Raw genomic sequence first — 22,451 nt, 5'->3', positions numbered from 1 at the left:
ACCAATATTAACTTTTATTTTAATAAGAAAGATGCTTCTTTTACATCTCTCGAATTAGAACCAATAAAAACTTTAAAATCTCCAGGTTCTGCAACAAATTTCAAATCAGAATTATAAAACTTCAAGTCGTTTTCTGAGATGGTAAATGTTATGTTTTTGCTTTCACCTGGCTTTAAACTCACTTTTTGGAAGCCTTTAAGCTCTTTAACGGGACGAGTTATACTGCCTACTAAATCCTGAATATATAACTGAACAACCTCTTTACCTTCATATTTTCCAGTATTGTTTAAGGTAATTGATGCGGTAATGGATTTCCCTTTGCTTAAGGTGTTTGAACTTAATTTAACATCGCTGTAGCCAAATGTGGTGTAACTCAAACCAAATCCGAAAGGATAAAGCGGATCGTTACTTACATCTAAATAGTTAGAACGGAATTTTTCGAACCATTTGCCTTCAGCCAACGGGCGACCCGTATTTTTGTGTGCATAATAAAGCGGCACCTGACCAACGTTTTGTGGGAAAGTTGTACTCAGTTTACCAGATGGATTCACTTTTCCGAAAAGCACATCGGCAATCGAATTTCCAGCTTCGCTACCTGGAAACCAAACGTTTAAAATTGCAGGAATATTTTCTTGCTCCCATTTTAAAGCCAATGGACGACCAGTAAACAATACTAAAACTATTGGTTTGCCAGTTTTAGCTAATGCTTTTAACAAGTTTTTTTGTGTTTCAGGAATTTGAATATCCGTAACACTACTTGCCTCGCCTGTAAATTCCGAACCTTCGCCAATTGTAGCAACAATAACATCCGATTTTTCGGCAACTTTTAAAGCCTCTTTAATCATTTCCTCTTCTGTACGAGAATCGCGTTTGTAAGTAGGATTGTGAATATTTACGTAACGATGTTCGGCTACCGAATCGGCTAAAAAGTTTGAGCCACGAGCGGTTAAAATTTTAGCATCGTTTCCTAATGCATTTTTTAAACCTTGTAAAACCGTAACCGACTTATCAAATAAAGCAGCAACACTCCAGGTACCGTACATGTTAGCAGTATTATCAGCCAATGGACCAATTAAACCAATGGTTCCAGTTTTTTTAAGTGGTAAAATGTTGTTGTTATTTTTTAATAATACAAAACTTTCTGCCGAAATTTCGCGTGCAACCTGACGGTTTTCTGCATTGAAAACTTCTTTTTCGGCTCTTTCTGTGTTTAAGAATTTATACGGATCGGTAAATAAACCTAATTTGTATTTAGCTTGAAGTACTAAACGACAAGCTCTATTAATTTGATCGATGCTTACTTTTTTCTCAGCAAGTGATTTTTTTAATGTTCCAAGGAAACCTTCGCCAACCATATCCATATCTATACCAGCGTTTAAAGCCAAAGCAGAAACAGTTTGCAAATCGCCCATGCCATGTGCAATCATTTCAGGAATACCAGTATAATCGGTTACCACAAAACCCTTAAATCCCCATTGATTACGTAAAACATCAGTCATTAACCATTTACTTCCAGTTGCAGGGATACCGTCAACTTCGTTAAATGAAGCCATAATACTTGCAGCGCCAGCATCAATAGCAGCTTTGTAAGGTGGAAAGTATTCGTTGTACATGCGTACTTTACTCATGTCGGTTGTATTGTAATCTCTTCCAGCCTCTGCTGCACCATATAAAGCATAGTGTTTTACACATGCTAAAATTTCGTTATTAGCTTGAAGTTTGCCTTGATAACCTTTAACCATTGCAGCAGCAATTTGAGAACCTAGATAGGCATCTTCTCCATTGCCTTCTGAAATTCTTCCCCAACGCGGATCGCGGGAAATATCAACCATCGGAGAAAATGTCCAGTTAATTCCGCTTGCACTTGCTTCAATCGCTGCAACTCTTGCCGATTTTTGAACAAGGTTCATATCCCAAACGCAGCTCATACCTAGTGGAATTGGAAATACTGTATTGTAGCCATGAATAACATCCATACCAAAAAGCAATGGAATTTTCATTCGGCTATTTTCCACGGCTACTTTTTGTACCGCTTTAATTTTTTCAACGCCCTTAATATTGAAAAGCCCTCCAACTTTACCATCTTTTATTTTTTGACCAATATCGCTACTGTTTGCCTGCCCAGTTGTAATGTCACCTGAACTTGGCAGATTTAACTGACCGATTTTCTCATCGATAGTCATTTTTGACATCAAATTACTGATAAAGGTGTTCATTTTTGCTTCATCGGTAGAAACAGGTTTTTTCGTTTGTGCGTTCGAACTTACTGCTATAATTGTCAGTAAAATAAAAAGGAATTTCGCTTTGTTCATTATATGTGTGTATTATTCTTTTAAAAATTAATCAACTTTTTTAACTTCAGTTTTTGCCGATACGCCATTTTCGTTTATCGCTTCAATAGAGAAATAATAAGCTTTTTGACTATCCATGGCCTTAAACCAATACTCGTTAAAATCGTGTATCATAATGCAGTTATAAAGCTTGTCTGGCGCTGTACCATAGTACAAGTTGTATGCAAAAGCATTATCTACCGAAGGCCATTTTATGTAGGCGCTCCGTTTATCCTTTTCGGTTCGTAATACGATTAGGTTTTTAACAGCATCTGGTTTCTGTCCGTTACCGTTTCCGAAAACTCGTAATCCACTGATCGCGAATTTCCCCGTTGGCATGTGTATGTTAACCAGTTTAATAAACCTTGTTTTTACAGGTTTTTCTAGTTCAATGTAATCGTGAGGAACATCTTTTTTATTTTGACTCTTATCAACAAGAGTAGTCCATTTTTGGCCATCTACCGATGAAAGAATTTTGTATTGATGAAAGATTCCTGTTTGTTTTCCTATAAATTCCGCATCCTGATCAGCGTAATTAATTTGAATGGCATTAACTGTTGCTAAACTTCCTAAATCTGTTTGAATCCATTCGCCGCTGTTGGCTGTTTTTGCGCTCCAATAAGTTTTAATACTTTCATCAACAGCATTATTCGCATTAAATGATCCTAATGTTGATGAAACTGTAACAGGCTTTTTATAGTTTATCAGCATCCATCCTGGGCCAGCAGGACCGTTCTCTTTTCTTTCAGATGGAAGATATAACGGATAATCGCCAAATGCAGTGTTTGTCCACATCACATCATCTTTATCGAAGCCAGTAGGCCAGATTCCCATTCTACGTTCCCAAGTATTTTTAACACAAATTATACTGGTAGAAATGTGCCAATAGTTTTTAGCATTATCTTGAAATGTTGCACCATGACCAGCCCCGCGAGAGAAACCACCGCCTTTGTAACTTAGTGGATCTGATTGAGGTGTATAGGGACTATCGTAAAAAAGCGGCTTGGATCCAACTACTACGCCATCCGAATATCCACTAAATTCTGTGCCCGGCGCACCATATTGAAAATAATACTTGCCATTATGTTTGGTCATCCACGCACCTTCAGCAAAAGGATCAAGAAAAGTATCGTCCATATATTCGCCAAAACGTTGCCAGCCATAACGCCAGCTTTGAAGTAAGTACATCGGTGTACGCGTTCCTATTGGCTTAAATGTTTTTCTATCTAGTTCTACACCATACATTGGATAATTGTTGCTGCTTCCGTTGTACATGTAAAACTTGCCATCATCATCGGTAAAAAATGCAGGATCCCAGCCGCCAATTTCTAACGAATCGACTAATGGGAACCATTTATTGCCTAAAGGATCTGTACTGCCCCACAAGGTGAAGTTTTTAGTATAAGTACTTCCAAAAACGACAACTGTATCACCAATAATGCCGACACCTGGTGCGCAAAGTTCATCTTTGGTTTTATTCCACGGACGAAGAAATTTACGTTCTATAAATTTCCAATTCAGCATATCAGAACTGTGCCAGTAACCCCATTGGTTGGTGCTGAATAACAAGAATTCGCCTTTATAATTTACTATAACTGGATCAGCGGTTGCACGGTGTTTACCCCATTCTGTAAAGGATTCAAATGGTGTGTAACCATAATCAACATTAATAGGGTTACAATAAGTTTTTTGTTTCTGCGCAAAAACTGCAGAAATGTAACCTAATATTAATATTGTAAGTATTGTTTTTTTCATGTTTTAAACTTGAAAAGTCATTTCGAGGTACAAAAGAATCTAATCAACAAATGAGATTACTTTGCAACTCGAAATGATAATTATTTTATAGCCAGACTCTCAAATCCTAGCTTAGTTAATCCAGTTTTCACTTCAGGTGCACTCATAAATAGATTCCACAATAAACCTGTTCTTCCATTTTCTATCATCACCACAATCGGCCCTTGATCTATACCTATATATCGCTCAGGAAACCACTTTTCAGTTTCGCTATATGCATCGTAAAAGCCATATTTACCCCATACTTTATCACCTAATTTTTCATATAAATATCTAATTACCTGCATACTTTCTTTCGGAGTATATGGATACGATGATAAAGCCGCAGTAGGACTGATCACTCCTTCATCTTCCTGAGGATTATGAGCAGCATATCCTTTTACGGAGTAGCTAGCTGTTAAACCCCAAGAGTTTTTTCCATAACCTTTGAAGCCTTTAGGATTAGCGATAGCATAATCGTAATTTATTAATGCCTGATTTCTGTTTTCTTCCCAATAATTGGCATATTTATCTTTTAAGCCCTTCGGATTTAAACCTAAATAAGAATATTGAGCCCAAAAAAGAGGTCCAACGCCTTCACCAACAACATTATGTTTTAATTTTATTGGATGATCATATAAAGAAATATTTGTGTTAATAGCTCCATTTTTTGCCCAACCTTGATGATAAACCTCAGCTGGTACACCGTGGGTAGGGGAGCATGCCGCTAAAACATAAGTTATTAAGCATTCGTTATAGCCCGTAATTGCAAAGTTCATTTTCCAACCTGCCGTTGGCGACCAATGCCAGTATAATACATTTTCGTTATTCTTTCTATAAAAATTCCATTCAATGCCTTTCCAAAGCTCATCTGCTTTTTTTGCTAATGCTTTTTCTTCTGTATTTCCGTTAGCATAATATTGGCGCACACAAAGTAAAGCTTGTGCAAGAAAAGAAGTTTCCACTAAATCTCCAGCGTCATCGTTTTTTCCAAATGCTTTGGGTTTTCCAGAAGGAAGCATCCAATGGGGCCAAACGCCGTGAAATCTTTCTGCTTTTGCCAGAAAGCTTAAACCTTTATTTAAACGATTATAGCCTTCTTTTTTAGTGATAAATTTACGATCGATACCAACAAGGATAGACATTAAACCAAAACCTGAAGCTCCAGTTGCAATTATATTTTTATCATTTTCTGGATATACGCCATCTACGTGATAACGCTCTCTTGCTAAGCCAGAAACAGGTTCTGCACCATCCCAAAAATATTGGAAAGTTTGTTTTTGTACAACATCGAGCAGTTGATTATCTGATAAGCCTTTTTTTATCGGCGGAGCTAATTTTATAACTTCGAAATCTTGTGCATTGCTAGTGCAATTTAGACCAGAAGTAATTGAAATAATAAGAAGGATTTGGAATGTTAGTTTCATTATGTAAAATTGTAATTAAAGATTTGGGCTACTAAATCCCAGATTGCGCATTCCTGCTTTAACCTCTGGAGCACTCATAAATAAATTCCAGATTAAATTTGTACGATAATTTTCTATCATAACGATAATCGGGCCCTGATCTATTGCAAGAGTTGAAGTAGCAAACCATTGATCTTGAAGTGAAAAAGCATCGTAAAAACCATAATTACCCCAGGTTTTGTTGCCTAATTTATAGTAGAAATATTTTAAAGCTGCCATAGACTCAGTCGGTGTATATGCAAAAGATGAAAGTGCTGCGGTAGGTGCTATTACACCGACATCATTACCAGGAGAACTTGCTGTATAACCATTTTTGATGTCGCTAGCAGTTAAGCCCCAGCAATTTTCCCCATAACCATAATAACCCGTCGGGTTTGCTTTGCAATAATTATAATTTATTTGAGCGTGCGCTTTGGTTTGTGTTTCATAATTGGCATAAGTATCTGTTAAGCCTTTCGGATTAATGCCCATAAATGAATAATGCGAAAAAAATAAAGGTCCACCATTAGCTGGCCCTAAAGGAAGTTGAACGCCATAGTAAGAGTTTCCGTTTTTCAATGCACCGTTTTGTGCCCAACCACTATCATAAACGGTTTTAGGTATAGAATAAGTAGGAGCGGCTGCAGCCATAACGTAAGTAATAAGAGATTCATTCCAACCTTTTATTGGCAAATTCATATCCCAATTGTAATTAGGGCTCCAGTGCCAATAAAGAACATTGCCATTATCCTTACGATACCAACTCCATTCAACACCATTGTAAATTGTGTTAATGTCTGTTCTTAAGGTAGTTTCTGATGCATCTGCACCGTTAAAGTATTGACGAGCGGTAATTAAACCAGCCATTAAAAATGATGTTTCTACCAAATCGCCACCATTATCTTTTGTGCTAAACGGAATTACCTTTCCTGTATTTCCATCTAACCAATGCGGATAAGCACCATGAAAGCGCTCAGCAGTTTTAAGAAAGGAAACAATTTTTTGCATTCGAGTGAGCCCATCAGCTCTGCTAATGAAATTGCGACTAATGCCCGTAACTAAAGCCATTATGCCAAAACCAGAACCACCAGAAGTTACGGTGTTACCAGATGTATTTCTTTCTCGGGCTAAACCACTGGTTGGGTGACCAAAATCCCAGAAATACTTAAATGTTTGTTTTTGAACTAATGTTAACAGCTCATCGTCGCTAATTCGAGGAAATTTGTCGGTATCATCAACAGCTGTAATTAAATTTACAGCAACACTGCTTTGTAATTTGTTGCCTGCTTTTGAAAGCAAACCCGTATTTGTGGTTAAAATATATTTTGTAATTGGTTGTAATGCTGCTGAAGGCGTTATTACAAGCGTATTATCGTTGTTTTCTAAAGTTGGAGTAAATGGAGTTGCCGTTCCCGCGGCATCGGTAAAAGTAATGTTCCCTACAACGGAAGATAGATTGATGGGAGATGAAAAGGTGATTTTTACAACAGGTATGTTATTCAATCCGTAATAAGTAAAGCCAGCAAAATTTCCGTTAACTTTTAAATCAGAAAATTGAAATGATGTTGGAGGAACAATAGGAGGTTCTATTGGGGAAGGTGTACTGCTTTTTTTACATGAAAAAAGCGTTGCGATTATTATTCCTAAAAAAAAACAAACTCTTGCCATGTTAAAATTTAATATAAAGGTTGCCTGTTAAAGGCAACCTTTATTACTTGTTATTTATTTTAATATCCTGGATTTTGAACTAATAATCCACCACTCTGATCAATTTCGGTCGAAGGAATTGGCCAAACTTCGTTTTTATTTGCTTTCCATCCTTTAACTCCAAAAACTTCAACACCTCTTCCCTGGCGGATAACATCAAAGTAACGATCGCTTTCCATGGCAAGTTCTACCTGTCTTTCTTTATAGATCGCTGTACGCAATGCTGCTTTATCGGTAGTTGTAACATCAGCTAATATTGTGGTATTTGTACCTCTTGCACGTTTTCTTACTCTGTTTAAAGAAGTAAGAGCTTGAGCGGAGTTACCAAGTTCATTAGCTGCCTCTGCATTCATTAAAAGCACATCAGAAAATCTTAAAACTCGGATATTCTGTTGCGCACCTTCGTTATATCCAGAAACTCTCATGCTTACTGGTACATAAGATTTTTGGTTATACCTGTCGTTGGGTACAGTTGTAGGAACTAGATCACCTTGAGGAGTTGTTTCTCCTTTAAAAAGGATAGTTGCGTCTCTACGTGGATCGCCTGTTTCAAAAGCCGCTGCCAATACTGCTGATGGTGTATTGAAGCCCCATCCCATTAAACCTGCAATTCCTTGAACTTGGCTAAACTGAGAGTTCGAAGCATCAGCATTTCCAACTAGTAATTCTGCCTGGATTTCAAATACAGATTCAATGTTATTTTCATTCTGTGTTCTAAAACCTTTTTCAAAATCTGGAAAAAGATCATAGCCTAAACCCATTACCTGGTTGGTTAGTGCTAAAACTTCTGTCCATTTTTTCTCGTACATACTAACTTTAGCAAGCATACCTAATGCAGCTCCTTTTGTAGCTCTACCTAAGTCAGTAGCTCCGTAAGAAGTTGGAAGGGTAGCTGCAGCTTCTGTCAAATCTTTTTCAATTTGCGCATAAACCGCAGTTTTATCTGATTGCGGAACGTTATATTCCGAAGCATCTTTAGGAACATGTAATCTTAACGGAACATTACCATACGCGCGAACTAATCTGAAATAAGAATAAGCTCTAACAAATTTTGCTTCCGCAAGATATCTTGATTTTAATGTAGCATCCATCGTAATGTTTGGAATATTATCAAGAACTTGATTACAAAGATTGATGTTTTGATATTGGCCAGTCCAGAATCCTTGTAAAGCACCTTGTGTAGATGTTACTGTGAAAGTATCGTAAAGATTGAAGAAGGTTGCATCTGTTGGTGTACTGCCCTTATCGGCCTCATCAGAACCAGTACTCTCAATACATAAAGCATTAAAAGCAACATTATCCCAGCTACGCAATTGTGCATAAATTGCATTTACACCTTTTGTGGCATCCGCAGATGTTTTCCAGAACTCAGTTGCTGGCTGCTGTGCTTGTGGTGCAACATTTAAAAAGTCTTTTTTGCAAGACGCTGTAAGTAAAATGGCACTTAGCGCTGCAGCAGTAAAACACGACTGAATATTTATATGTTTTTTCATTTTAAATTCGATTAAAAAGTAAGATTAACCCCAAAATTATACGTTGCATACAATGGATAAACATTCGTATCAATTCCTGCATTGGTTGGCGTACCACCTACTTCAGGACTAAAACCTTTGTATCCAAAGAAGTTAGCAGCATTTTGAGCGTTTACAAAAACTCTAAGTTTTTGCATTTTCCATTTAGTCATAATAGATTGTGGAAGTGAGTAACCTAACTGAATGTTTCTCAAACGGATATAATCGCCTTTTTCTACATAAAATGAGTTTGGAGCATTGTTTAATCCACTTGCTAAACTTGCAGATGCATAAGTATTTGAAGTACCAGCGCCATTCCAACGGTTATCGATGAAATCTTTCGTATAGTTTTCATTACCAAATCTGTTACTTAAGTTGGCATTGAATACATCAACACCAGCAACACCTTGTATATCTAAAGTTAAATCGAAGTTTTTGTAGGCAAAGTTTGTATTTATACCGTAAGTGAATTTAGGATTAGGATTACCAAGTACAACACGGTCACGTAAATCGATGGTTCCATCGCCGTTAGTGTCTGCGTATTTGAAATCACCAACCATAAAACTGTTGTTTGTCCAAGCACTCGCTTCAGCTTGGGTTTGGAATACACCAACAACCTGGTATCCGAAGAATTCACCTACTGGTCTGTTATTAACAGTTCTGGTTGAAACATATCCACTAGTGATACCTGCTCCACCTTTGTAGATTGGATTATCTCCAGAAGTAACATTTAAAACTTTGTTATTATTGATACCAACGTTACCACTGATTGAATAGCTTAAACCACCAGCAGTTTTATCAGCCCATGTAGCCATAAACTCAAAACCACGGTTTTGGATATCAGCCTGATTTGCAATAATACTACTGTTTGTCGTTCCTATACTTCCAAGAACTGGAATGTCAAAAATGGCTTTTTCTGTTGTTCTGTTGTAATAATCAGCTTCAATACTTAAGCGATTATTTAAGAAACCCATTTCTAAACCAACATCAGTACCTGCACTTCTCTCCCAGAAAATAGAAGGTGGTACTATTGTTCTGATACTTGCACCAGTATTTGGTAAACCACCAAAGAATGCAATTAAAGCAGCAGATTGATCAACCGTTAAAGTAGTTGGGTTGAATGGCACACCACCATTACCAACTTTACCCCAGCTACCTCTAAGCTTTAAGTTACTGAAGATTTTCTGGTCTTTCATGAAGTCTTCATTGCTGATTACCCAGCCAGCTCCAACTGAAGGGAAATTACCCCATAAGTTATCGCCACCAAAGAATTGAGATGCACCATCTCTTCTAAAAGATGCATTTAACAAATATCTGTTTTTGAAAGCATAATTTGCTCTTGCAAAATAAGAAGAGAATGTGTTTAAATTACCTGCATCAATTACACTTCTCGATGCAGCATCACCTAAAGCAAGGTATAAATCGCTATCCGAGCTATAAGGTACATTTTGTGCTTCAGCATTTAATGTATATTGTTTTCTACGTTGTGCAGTTTGACCAACTAAAACAGTTAAGCTGTGGTCGTTCCATTTTTTATCGTAAGTTAAAGTATTCTCAATAATCCAGTTTCTATCTTCGATTCTATCGATGTCTAATTTAGAATTTGTATTTAATTGTGTACTACTTGCTCTGTAAACTGGTACATAACCGCGAACTTCTTGCTGACCAAAATCACCACCAATACTAGTTTTAAAAGTAAAATCCTTTGCAAATTTTAATTCTGCATAAACATTACCAGTTACTTTGTAATTTGTTGTTTTTTGATTGAAGTAATCTAAAGTAGCCTGAGGATTTACGTTACTTCCATTACCCAATTGAAAATCGTTAGGATCTCCATAAGAACCATCTGCTTTATATACCGGAATTACTGGAGATGCAGCATATAATGCTCTGAAAATTGTACTTGGTGCATCATTAGATTTGCTTGAAGTTGCAGTAACATTATATCCAACTTTCAATGGAGCAAAAATTTGGAAATCGTTAGATAGCCTTGCAGTATAACGTTTGTAGTTGTTGTTTTTAACAATACCATCTTGATCTAAATAACCTAATGATAAGTTATAAGTAGATTTTTCTGTTCCACCGCTTACAGATAATTGATGATTAGTAACGATAGCATTTCTTAAAATCTGATCGTACCAATCAGTACCTTCACCTAAGTTTGTGTTAGCAAAAAGAAATGATGGTCCTGAACCTGAAAAAGTAGATTGAAGTTTGTAAGCTTCGTTAACTGCTAAAGCGTATTCAGTTGCGTTTGCCATTTTAACAGCATTGGTAACTGTTTGGATACCAACTGATCCATTATAGTTAATAACTGCATCACCCTTTTTACCTTTTGTAGTCGTTACTAGAACAACTCCATTTGCGGCACGGATACCATAAATAGATTGACTAGAAGCATCTTTCAGGATACTGATATTTGCAATGTCTGCTGGGTTTAAGAAGTTAATATCATCATACCAAACACCATCAACAACATATAACGGTCCAGTTTTGCCATAAATAGTACCTGTACCTCTAATTGTAATTGTTGGTGCTGCACCTGGCGTACCAACGTTCGTAATTGAAACACCAGCAACTTTACCTTGTAAGGCACTTACTGGGTTTACTGATGCTTGTTTAGAAATATCTTCTCCTTTAACTGTTGCTACAGAACCTGTAACATCGATTTTTCTTTGAGTACCATAACCAACAACTACAACCTGCTCTAATTGTTGATCTTGTGAAGCTAACGATACATTAAGAGTTGTTTGATTTGCTACAGCCTGCTCTAATGCTGCATAACCGATAAAGTTAAATACCAAAGTGGCGTTTGCGGGCGCACTAATGGAGTAGTTGCCGTTTGCATCTGTTTGCGTACCAGTTTGTGTACCTTTAACTAATACAGTTACGCCTGGTAGAGATGATTTATCACCTCCATCAATTACCTTACCTTTTACAGTAATGTTTTGCGCAAATGCTACGTTAATTGTTAGTAGACAAATAGCAGCTAGAACAGAAAGTCTTGTAAAGATTCTTTTCATGCTTTATTATAAATTTAGTTTAATTGTTAATCTAATGTGAGGTTGTTTTTGCTCTTGTGCAAGCTGTATTACCTCTACATTAATACATCATTAAGAAAAGAGTAGTATCTCAAGGCTGCATACCAATTGCGAAATTGGACTGAAAACGCAGTTTTTTGAATTGTAACTAGATGATTACGTACACACAAAGTGTATAATTTACACAAAGCTTTTTGAGTACGTTAAATATTGCTTATGAGAGGTAATGATGTAGTCCCGAAGAAGTGGTGAGTAGTAATAAATGGTTAAAAACCAATTTTATGTACATTTTCTGGCAAGCGTGTGTAGTTTAAAATTACAGTTCCATTAAAAATTCGGTGAGGTTTTTATCGTGTGGAACGTTAAGCTTTTTACGCAAACGATAACGGCGAATTTCTACTCCTCTCAGGGTGATATTAAGTAAAGAAGACATCTCTTTACTGCTCATATTCATTCTTAAATAAGCACATAATTTAAGGTCGTTTGGTACCAAATCAGGGTGGCCCGCTTTAAGCTTTTTGAAGAAACTTTCGTGTGCTTCATTGAAACTATTTTCAAATAAATGCCAGTCACGCTCGTCATTCATCCCGTCATTTATTACTTTCTGAATTCTACGTATTTGTTCATCTGCAAGTTTTTTTCCATTTTCATCCTTAAGCTTTAAAATATCATCGCTTAATTTTTGAAGTAATTCGTTTTTGTAAACCAACGTCATAGCAGAATTAGCAAGCTCACGGTTTTTAGAAGCCAGCTCTGCTTGTAATTTTTCTGTTTGCAGCTTGTGAATCTCTTTTTCGTTCGCTTCAGATTCTTGCTTTAAAATTTCATCTTGCTCGGCTTGCAATTTATCTGTTATTTTCTGACTATCTTTTTGAAGTTTACGCTCATAGATTTTTTTACCCATGATTAAAATAATCACAAACATAATCGAATACAGGATTATAGCCCAGCTGCTCAGATACCATGGCCTAAGAACAGTAAACTCAAAGGTCGTAATATCACTAACTTGCGAATCATCGATTTTCGCTCTTACCTTAAATTGGTATTTACCGCTGCTTAAGTTGGTAAAATCTTTTTGAGTGGCATAACTCCAATCAGACCAATCTTTTGAATAACCTTCTAAATAATACTGAAACTTGATTTTAGCCTGCCTGTAATGCGGTAGCGAGAAAGAAATGCGGATATTGTTTCTGCTATTTCTAATTTCAATTTCAGAACCACCATTACCATTTTCACTGATTATGGAATACTTATCTGTAATATCTTCGATTCTACGAATTAAAACCTTTTGCTGAATCTTACTTGAAGATGATTGGATTTTCTGACTTGCATTGTAAAAAACAAAGCCATCATCAACACTTATTAAATAAATAGAATCACTTATTCGGCTGATGTTTTCGTAATACTGAACCATCTTTCCATCCAAAATGCTGAAACGATTTGAATCTATAGAGATTTTTCCTGCCTCACCGAAATTAGCCAAAGCAGTTTTACCATGATTAATAAACCAGTATTTTTTAGAACCAGCATTAATAATTTTATTAGAGGAGGCAAAAGAGCCAAGCGTTTTATTGAGTACGTTATATTTAGAAAACCGATCGCTTATATTATCATAAGTGAAGAATCCAGATTCACTCGCAAAAACAATTTTATCTTCTAAATTAAATAGATTAAGGTTGTAGTTCGTTGGTAAACCATTTTTCTCATCATAATACTTGTTCGAAATAACGGTGCTGTAATCGCTACTTAGTTTTAATTTATATAAGCCTTTATAAGCATGACTAACCCATATTTCGCCTTTGTTATCTTGTTCTACATATCTCGAAGGCTCGCTAAAATTGGCTATTTTTTTATAGAATTGCCATCTTCCACTACTATTTTTATTAAATAATAATAAACCTGTATAAGTTCCTTGAATTAATATGTTCGGATTGCTATTTAGCTTTTTTATTGTCCAGCCGCCGCTGTAACCCGTTAGTTTTTCAATTTTATTGCCTACAACGTTAAAAGTTCCGTTGTTATGGCCGCATAAAAGCTGACCATCGATTATAGTAAGCTCCCAAACTTGCCCCTGCGAATTTGGTATGAGTTTAAAATTTAAGTTCGAAAACTGGTCGTTTTGATTCCAATCGCTATAAAAAAGACCTTGATTAGTTCCTAAATAGATTTTATTTTGAAAGATTACGCTAGAATAAACTGTTCCAAAAATACCTGTTTTATCAAGATAGAAATACAAAGGTGAGTTGAGTTCAATTCTATCGATACCATTATCCAGCCCAGCCCATAAATTTTGCTCATTATCGGCATATAAACTTAAAACAGTATTGTTCTGTAAACCGCTCGATTTGTTTATCCTCTGGATGATTTTACCATTTTCATCAATAATGATAATTCCATTAAGAATGGTTCCGTAAGCATAATATTTATCGAGAATTTTTGCTCCATTATTTAACTGAAAGGCCGAAAGAAAGGAATTTGCTGCTGTATTAAACGGTGTAAATGTTTTCCCGTCAAATAGAAACAATCCGTCTTTACCCGTTCCAATTAATAAGATATTTTCTTTAAAAGGTAAAATCGATAAAACCCCTGTTTTGCACACAACGTCGCTACCTGGTATAAATTCTAATTTATTGCCTTTAAGCTCGTATAGGCCTTTGTTTTCTACAATAAAGCGATTGCCTATCTTGTAAGAGAATAAAAAATTACTTGCATTTTTTAATATTGAAATCTTTCCGTTTACATAAATATAAATGGTGCTAAAAGACTGAAAAATGATTTTATTGCCATAAATATGGATTTTCCAGATTTCATCTTTAAGTTGGTCGGATTTTGGAATTAAATTAGTTAACGAGGTATATTTTAGTTTATTTTTTTTAAAAGACCAATATCCAAAAGCTCCAAAACCGCCAGTATAAATTTTACCATTATTATCTACAGCAACCGAGCGAACAATTTGGTTATTCGGCATTTTGTACTGCTGCCAGTATTTCCCATCATAAGTAAGCAAACCTTCGGCATTGCCAAAATACATTACGCCATCCTTATCTTTTGCTACACTCCAGTTTTGGTTACCAGAAGCATAAAGCGCTTTCGAAAAATTCTCTATATACGGAACTCCGATACTTTTTATATCAGCGGCATATAAGTTTAAAGAAGTATAGATAATAAGGAAGAAAACGCAGCGTAAAAATTTTTGCATGTGTAAATTTGGTAGTCGTTTTTTTACACGAAGTTAAAGAAAAATAAATCGAAGATCTTAAATTGAATTATTTCGCGATAAAATGGAAGTTTATCAAATGCTGATTTTTTATACTTATCTGCACAAGAAATAATAAAATTAAAAATGCAGTTGTTATCTAAACCACTGCATTTTTAACTTGTTTAGCACTAACTTGCTGGGGAACTTTTACGTAGTAACCAGTGCCATCGTATTGTCGTTTACGAGGATTAGTTGTACATGGAACTGAACAACAGCCTTGCAATTCATCTCCGCACTCATCGCATTGGGTAATGTGCTCATTGCATTCTGGATTTGCACAGTTAATCATTTTTGGAGTGGTTTTTCCGCAATTAAAACAAACGGAAACAATTGTTGGATTTACCTCATTAACATCAACAGCAATTCGGTTATCGAAAACATAACATTTACCTTCGAAATCCTTACCTCCAGCTTCTTTACCATATTTAATAATCCCACCATGAAGCTGGTAAACATCATTAAAGCCATGATGTAGAAGTAGGGCAGATGCTTTTTCGCATTTTATTCCACCAGTACAATAGGTTAAAATTTTCTTGTCTTTATATTTTGCAAGTTTATTAATCTGCTCTGGAAAATCGCGGAAATTTTCGATATCCAAAGTAACTGCATTTTTGAATTTGCCTAAATTGTGCTCATAGTTAGAGCGAACATCTAAAATAATAACATCTTCATCATCTTTCATTTTCATGAAATCGACAGGTTCTAAATGCTTACCAGTTTTTTCGTTTGGATTGATGATGGAGGTATCTCTTAAACCCGAGTGCACAATTTCAGATTTATAACGACAATGCATTTTAATAAAAGAAAGTTCTTCTACATCATCAATTTTGAACTCTGTTTTTGCAAACCTTTCATCAGCATGAATGGCTTCCATATAAGCTTTACAAGATTCAGCAGAGCCAGAAACTGTGCCATTTAAACCTTCATTGGCAACGATAATGCGGCCAACTAAACCTAACGATTTACAGAATTTTAAGTGATCGGCAGCAAATTGTTCTGCCTCTGCTATGTAACTATAGCAATAGTAAAGTAGTGTTTGATATTTTTTCATAACGCTGTTGATACCGTTGCAAACGGCGTTTAAAGCGGGGGCAAAGATAAGAAATTAAGCTTAAAATCCGTAAGAAATTCTAAACCCTTGTGTTAGTTTTCTACCACCATCGTAAGCAAAACCATAACTTACTCTTAATACTAAACGTTGTAAGCCAAAATAAAACTCTTTATAGTTTCTCTTTTCTGGCGAAGATAAATAACCACCACCAATAAACTCTTCGAGCTTCGCCTTGCGTAAAAGTGGTACTTTATTTAAGAAAAAGCCTGCAAAATTATGTTCTGCATGTGCTTCGAAGTATTGCTGGTTGGTGCTAAACTGATAGAAATCGAGATATTGAAACTTTCTTAAGTTTGGTGGGAAAATGGTTGAAATATTACCTGCAAAATGTTTGAAATCTGGGTAATACAATTGATTATTATTTATAAATTTTCCAGCTCCAACTAAAAACGATGAATAGCCCCATAAGCCTAAGCTAATTCTATCCTGATAAACTTCTGCTTTCACGAAATCATAATCTACATTACTTCCTAATAAATCTTTAAACCCTTTTTTATAAAGTACCGTTATTCTTGGATATTTCGATTCGGTATAAAACTTACCATCTGGACGGGTAATATATTGCTGGCCTATTGTATAAGTTAAGCTTGCGGTTGCACTAACCGATGTATAAGTTGGAAAAAGTGGTGTTTCGGTTGTCGGTGTAAACGGATTATTCGAGGTAAATTCTCGTTCCTTGTTATCGAAAAATTTAAAATCAGATGAGTTTGTTAAAGTATGATTTCTAGCGTAATCTAAACTCAAAGAACCTTGTAATCCACTCGCTAATTCGCGGGTTGTATTCAAATTAACAAAGGTTTTTTCATAAAATTTAGGGAAATTCTTTTCATAAAGTAAAGAGTTAATCGTGTTTCCCAAGGCGGTCATCGAGCCGAGATTATTCAAATCGAAAATACCATTTCCAAAAGATGCACCAACAGTTGCTCTTTTTAACGGGTCGTAGTAATAACTGCCCGTTAAACTTCCTGTAAGCTTTTGATTAGCAAACCCATATCTCAATTCAGGTCGGATACTATAATTACGACGATTTTCGAACACTTTTCGATAAGTTACACCATATTTTATTGCAAAGCCTTCAACAGTATTGTAAAATATAGAACGTAAAATTGGGTCGAAAGAAATGTATTCTTTATCAAAACGATCGTTAATACTATAACCTCTAAGTAAGAGTTTTCCGATTCCGAATTTATTATTATCCTTTTCAAGGGAATCTAAGTAGGCTTTAGATTCTTTCCTTTTGGCAATACTATCTTTAACAACATAATTAATTTTCTCATCAGGTGTTAACGGTATTGGGCGGTTGTTTGTCCAGTAAATTGAATCTTTCTTGTTAACCATTTCGGTCACTTTCAAAATTTCTCCACTAAAAAATTTCTTCGGGAAAACAGGTGAGATGTCGTAATTGCTGTAAACGCCAACGTAATAACCAGCAAATTTAAAGCCTAAAACATTTCCATTAAACTGGAAATTTATACTCGTAGGCATATAAACCTCTTTAACCTTTGTAAATTGTTGATTGATGTTTAAAGTATCAATAAAATTAATACCAGCGCTTTTTGTTAAGTATAAATCGGTATTGTAAATTCTCCAGCTATCTTCTATAATATAAATAATACCTCTAAAAACTGGATCGTTTTGGCGACGGGGAATTACCTCTATTTTATTAACAACTTCACCGTTTTCGCGTGTTTCGCCTAAATATTTGTATTTGTAATAAAACATTGCATTATCTGCAATAGGCGAAATAAAGCCTCTCGAACTTAATGTGTTTTCAAGTAAATAGTTATCGTAAAAATTAATAATTAAATCCGATGCTTTGTTAAAACTGAAAGCATTGTTTCTGCCCGCAACTTTCGATGAAATCATTTCTTCGTGTACTTCGTTTGGTCGTTTGAAACTGAATTTACTTTGCGACTCTGAAAGGTAAATAATCCCTTGTCTGTTGGTGTCAAGCTCCATTACCTTTCTAATATCCTGACCCATAAATTTTTTAGGTGCACTTCTTAAGCGTTGTACTCCTTTAATGTAAACATCACAAGTAAAAGCGTTCACTTCTTCCAAATGAATTTTTCTTTGCTTTATCGCTTTGCGGATAATTTCGTATGCTGGATCTTCGGCATTACCTTTAATAGTAACATTATTTAGCGTGTAACTTTCTGAAGTTAAAGAGATGTTTAGCTCTTTTGAAGCAATTAAATTAAGGGTATGTTCTTGTTGTTTGTAACCAATTGCTCTAAAATTTAAGGTGGTTTCGCCTTTATTTAATTTTATTTCATACTTACCATCAACATTTGCCGATGTACCTTTTGTGGTGCCTTTAATAGAAACAGAAGCAAAAGGAACAACTTGTCCACTAATATCTTTTATTATACCATTTACGGTAAATTGTTGTGCAGAGGCAAAATTATAAAGGAAACAAAAGATTATGAGGCTGAAGATTCTGATCATGAGTGTTGACTAGTTACGCTATAAATATCGAATAAGTTTTTACACTATACATATAGTTAGGTGTTAAAGTTTGTTAAGGTGAATAAAAATTCGCTGTACGTTGCAGATTTTACCTCTGAAAATGCTTGGTTTTATCAAATCGTCAAACGTTTGTTTTCATAATTTCAGCATTAAATGCTTCAAATTACAGCCGTGAGTAGTTTTTTTTATAACTTTGATAACAAAATCAACCAATAAAAAGCCATGTATAAAACATTACAACCTGTTCTTCAAAAAGAGCTTGAAGAAATTGAAAACGCAGGATTATTTAAACGTGAACGCATAATTATTACTCCACAGGGTGCAGATATTAAAGTAAGCGGTGGTGCAGAAGTTATAAATTTTTGTGCAAATAATTACTTAGGCCTTTCTTCTCATCCAAAGGTGATCGAAGCGGCAAAGAAAGCAATTGATGATCATGGCTATGGAATGTCTTCGGTACGTTTTATTTGTGGAACACAAGATGTACATAAGGAATTAGAAGCGAAAATTTCTACTTTTTTAGGTACGGAAGATACCATTTTATATGCGGCAGCTTTTGATGCGAACGGTGGCGTTTTTGAACCATTATTTAACGCTGAAGATGCGATTATTTCTGATGAATTAAATCATGCATCGATTATTGATGGGGTCCGTTTGTGTAAAGCACAACGTTTCCGTTATAAAAATGCAGACATGGAAGATTTGGAAAAGCAATTAATTGCTGCTAAAGATTGCAGACATAGAATTATTGTAACTGATGGTGCTTTTTCTATGGATGGTTCGGTTGCACCTTTAGATAAAATTGCGGATTTAGCTGATAAATATGAAGCTTTGATCATGATTGATGAATCTCATTGTTCAGGTTTTATAGGTAAAACTGGTCGCGGTACACATGAGCATTTTAATGTGATGGATCGTATTGATATCATCACCGGGACTTTAGGTAAGGCTTTAGGTGGTGCATCTGGAGGTTTTACATCTGGTAAAAAAGAAATTATCGATATGCTGCGCCAACGTTCTCGTCCTTATCTTTTCTCAAACACATTAGCGCCAGCAATTGCAGGTGCATCTATCGCTGTTTTAGATATGTTAAGCGAAACGACTTCTTTAAGAGATAAGTTGGAAAGCAATACTAAATACTTCCGTGAAAAAATGACTGAAGCTGGTTTTGATATTAAACCTGGTTTTCATCCAATTGTGCCTGTTATGCTGTACGATGCTAAAATTGCACAAACCTTTGCAGCTAAAATGTTGGAAGAGGGTATTTATGTAATTGGGTTTTTCTATCCAGTTGTTCCTCAGGGAAAAGCAAGGATTCGCGTTCAGTTATCAGCTGGCCACGAGCAACATCATTTAGATAAAGCCATTGCCGCATTTACCAAAGTTGGTAAAGAACTTGGCGTAATTAAATAAAATTTTTTCAAACGGAACATTGTAAATCGATGTTCCGTTTTTCTCTATTGTTATCTGTGTCTTTGCAACATCAATTTAAAATTGATCAAAATGTCGCACAGAATCTATATTTATAATGTCGCCAAGCCGACTCAGAGTCAGCAAACTGATGTAATGGTTAGCGAGTGGGGTTACGATGTGCCACTTTTATTGCAAGCCTTACTGGTAGATGGAGGTTTTATTGATGATAATACTTACAACAACCACGTTAACTTCAATAACCAAGGTTTGTATTTCAATGCAAAACCTTGTATCGATCATATTAAAAAGATTTACTTACTTATCGAAAATCAGCATCATGGATTGGTGGATAATTTGGAGACTTTTCTATCGGCCAAAGAAAAATTATTCGCGTATTTAGATAAGTTGGAAGAGGTTCATTTTCACTTAGATGCCTGGGATGTATTCAACATGACCAATAAAAGTCACGAAGCACAAGCCAAGCAATTACTTCTTGATATTAAACAAAACAATGCCGTATTTACCAGAGCACTAGAAGCAGATGATGTTTCTTTAATCGATTTTAATGCTTTTAATAAAAATGCTACCCTAGGTTTCGATAGCTTTAAAGCGCTGTTGAATTATCCTGATTACGAATATGGTTGGGCTCACATTTGGCAAAAATTTGAAGAAGAGGCTGATGTAGAGATTTTCGAAATAGATGGTCTTTGGGGTTTAAAATCTGAAGAGGGAAACGTATTATTCGAACCTTTTTTTGATGAATTTTATGGTTTCGAACAGGGTACTACTGCCGTTGTAAGTAAGGCTGGTAAATTTGGTTACATCAACAAAACAGGTAAAATAATTATTCCATTATCTTATGATGATGGTTTTGATTTTGAGGGTGACTGCGCCATCGTAAAACTGGATGGTAAATTTGGCTTAGTCAATTTGGATGGGCAGATAAAGATGGCGCCAATATATAACGATATATATCTTATTTCTGCTCCCAACATATTTTACTGCGCCAAGTTAGAGGAGAAATACGGAATTATTGATGTTAATAGTAACAGCATTTTACCCTTTGATTTTAATAACAAATTTGAAGCTGATGAATCGGGCAAATTTTTCTACGTAAGGGAAAATGATAGTGAGAATAGCTTGGTTTATGCTCATCAGTTTCTCTTACTAGGGCGATACGATCCAAAACTCATCAACGTAATTGAGATGGAGGAAACCATCGTTTATGAGGTTAAAAAGCATCAAAATGCAGCAGCAAATCTATTAATTTCTGATAACGCACTCGTGTTAATTGATGGTTACCAAGAGATTATTGAATTTTATACTGACCTTTTATTGATTCGAAAAAACAACAAATTTGGTCTTTACAAAACGGACGGTAAATCAGCTTTAGGTTTTGAATGTTATAAAATTGAAGATTTAAATGTATTGTTCGATGTTCCTGTAAATACGTTTTTTAAAGAAATTACTGAAGAAAACATTTATAAGCCTTATTGCGTTTTGAAACTCATTGTCGATTATAAAAATGGATTGTTATTCCATATACAAGGTTTTAATTCAGTCGTTTTTCCGTTAATTTATGACGATATCAAATACATTGGAGATGAATTTTTTGGTGTCAAAAAAGGCGATAAATGGGCTGTTTTCGATATTACAAGTAAAGCTTTTAGCAATTTTATCTATGATGAATTAATTAATGTTATTTCCTATTCCGGCATTGCTTACGGCTTGAAAGAGGACATGGTTTATATGATTGCAAAAACTGGAGTGGAACTGGCCAATAAGTTCCATTTGCAAGATTATGTAGATGCAAACGGCGATTACGATTATTATTATTTCACTACAGAAATCCAAGAGAAGATACAGTTCTACATAGATTCTAATTGATTTAAGTAATTTGTTGAGCACTCATTTGCTCAACAATTAAACACATGAGCTGCTTTGAAGCATATACTTCATGAATCCAGATGTCTATATCCTCAAAAAGATAGTATTGTTCGTCAATTAAATATAAAACCGTTTTTCCTTCTATACCAATTAAAGCCTCTATTTGTTTAACGTTTCGTGTTTTCAGTACTTGGTATCTTGCCGTTTGATAAGTATGGCGTATCATCTCGTCCATCCAATTCGAACCCAATAAATCGCTGAGTTCTGTAGTATTTAATAAGTTAGCCTTATTTAAACAATCGGTTCTAAAATTACACATTCAATAAATTTATAAAATAATGCAAACTTATCAATTCATTTTATCAGCATTTATACTGCCCTTTGCTCTGTTTTTGCTTTTATCGAAGTTAAAAAACTTAGGCGGCGACCGTGTTTTTGTTTTAATGATGTGTTCTGCATTTTTATGGTTGACTGCACTTGGGGCAACAATATTATATGTAGTGTC

The 22,451-nt window shown here is 35.3% G+C and carries 12 protein-coding genes; 2 read left to right on the top strand and 10 right to left on the bottom strand.

Going from position 1 to position 22,451, the window contains the following annotated elements:
- Positions 1-14: 14 nt before the first annotated feature.
- From bglX to ABD692_RS11920, 9 genes are all read right to left on the bottom strand, one after another.
- Entirely contained in the window at positions 15-2,312 is a 2,298-nt protein-coding gene (bglX, locus tag ABD692_RS11960) for a beta-glucosidase BglX (RefSeq protein WP_344767245.1), read from the bottom strand.
- 27 nt (positions 2,313-2,339) lie between these two features.
- On the bottom strand, positions 2,340-4,085 hold the full coding sequence (locus tag ABD692_RS11955) for a discoidin domain-containing protein (RefSeq protein WP_344767243.1): 1,746 nt from the start codon (positions 4,083-4,085) through the stop codon (positions 2,340-2,342).
- An 80-nt stretch (positions 4,086-4,165) separates the two neighbouring features.
- Complete coding sequence (locus ABD692_RS11950; protein WP_344767241.1) at positions 4,166-5,530, bottom strand: glucoamylase family protein; 1,365 nt, start codon at positions 5,528-5,530, stop codon at positions 4,166-4,168.
- A 15-nt stretch (positions 5,531-5,545) separates the two neighbouring features.
- A complete protein-coding gene (locus tag ABD692_RS11945; protein WP_344767239.1) occupies positions 5,546-7,216 on the bottom strand; it encodes a glucoamylase family protein in 1,671 nt (556 codons plus the stop codon).
- Positions 7,217-7,275: 59 nt separating this feature from the next.
- Entirely contained in the window at positions 7,276-8,748 is a 1,473-nt protein-coding gene (locus ABD692_RS11940; protein WP_344767238.1) for a RagB/SusD family nutrient uptake outer membrane protein, read from the bottom strand.
- 11 nt (positions 8,749-8,759) lie between these two features.
- Positions 8,760-11,789: a SusC/RagA family TonB-linked outer membrane protein gene (locus tag ABD692_RS11935; protein ID WP_344767236.1), complete on the bottom strand. Its 3,030-nt coding sequence runs from the start codon at positions 11,787-11,789 to the stop codon at positions 8,760-8,762.
- A 334-nt stretch (positions 11,790-12,123) separates the two neighbouring features.
- Complete coding sequence (locus ABD692_RS11930; RefSeq protein ID WP_344767234.1) at positions 12,124-15,006, bottom strand: ligand-binding sensor domain-containing protein; 2,883 nt, start codon at positions 15,004-15,006, stop codon at positions 12,124-12,126.
- A 157-nt stretch (positions 15,007-15,163) separates the two neighbouring features.
- Positions 15,164-16,117 carry an oxygen-dependent tRNA uridine(34) hydroxylase TrhO gene (trhO, locus tag ABD692_RS11925; RefSeq protein WP_344767232.1) on the bottom strand — a complete coding sequence of 318 codons (954 nt, stop codon included), beginning with the start codon at positions 16,115-16,117 and terminating at the stop codon, positions 15,164-15,166.
- A gap of 60 nt (positions 16,118-16,177) precedes the next feature.
- On the bottom strand, positions 16,178-18,625 hold the full coding sequence (locus tag ABD692_RS11920; protein ID WP_344767230.1) for a DUF5686 and carboxypeptidase regulatory-like domain-containing protein: 2,448 nt from the start codon (positions 18,623-18,625) through the stop codon (positions 16,178-16,180).
- A gap of 243 nt (positions 18,626-18,868) precedes the next feature.
- Here ABD692_RS11920 and kbl point away from each other — a divergent pair, with 243 nt between their 5' ends.
- Positions 18,869-20,059 carry a glycine C-acetyltransferase gene (gene kbl / locus ABD692_RS11915; protein ID WP_344767229.1) on the top strand — a complete coding sequence of 397 codons (1,191 nt, stop codon included), beginning with the start codon at positions 18,869-18,871 and terminating at the stop codon, positions 20,057-20,059.
- 90 nt (positions 20,060-20,149) lie between these two features.
- Positions 20,150-21,946, top strand: a complete 1,797-nt coding sequence (locus ABD692_RS11910) for a WG repeat-containing protein (protein ID WP_344767228.1) — start codon at positions 20,150-20,152, stop codon at positions 21,944-21,946.
- A gap of 1 nt (position 21,947) precedes the next feature.
- Here the strand turns inward: ABD692_RS11910 and ABD692_RS11905 are convergent, their stop codons facing one another.
- Entirely contained in the window at positions 21,948-22,265 is a 318-nt protein-coding gene (locus ABD692_RS11905; RefSeq protein WP_344767227.1) for a hypothetical protein, read from the bottom strand.
- Positions 22,266-22,451: the final 186 nt, after the last annotated feature.

The organism is Pedobacter ginsengiterrae (assembly GCF_039537385.1).
GTDB classification, from domain to species: domain Bacteria; phylum Bacteroidota; class Bacteroidia; order Sphingobacteriales; family Sphingobacteriaceae; genus Pedobacter; species Pedobacter ginsengiterrae.
Note: the sequence above shows the minus strand (reverse complement) of the source record. Positions and strands in the feature narration are given on the sequence as shown.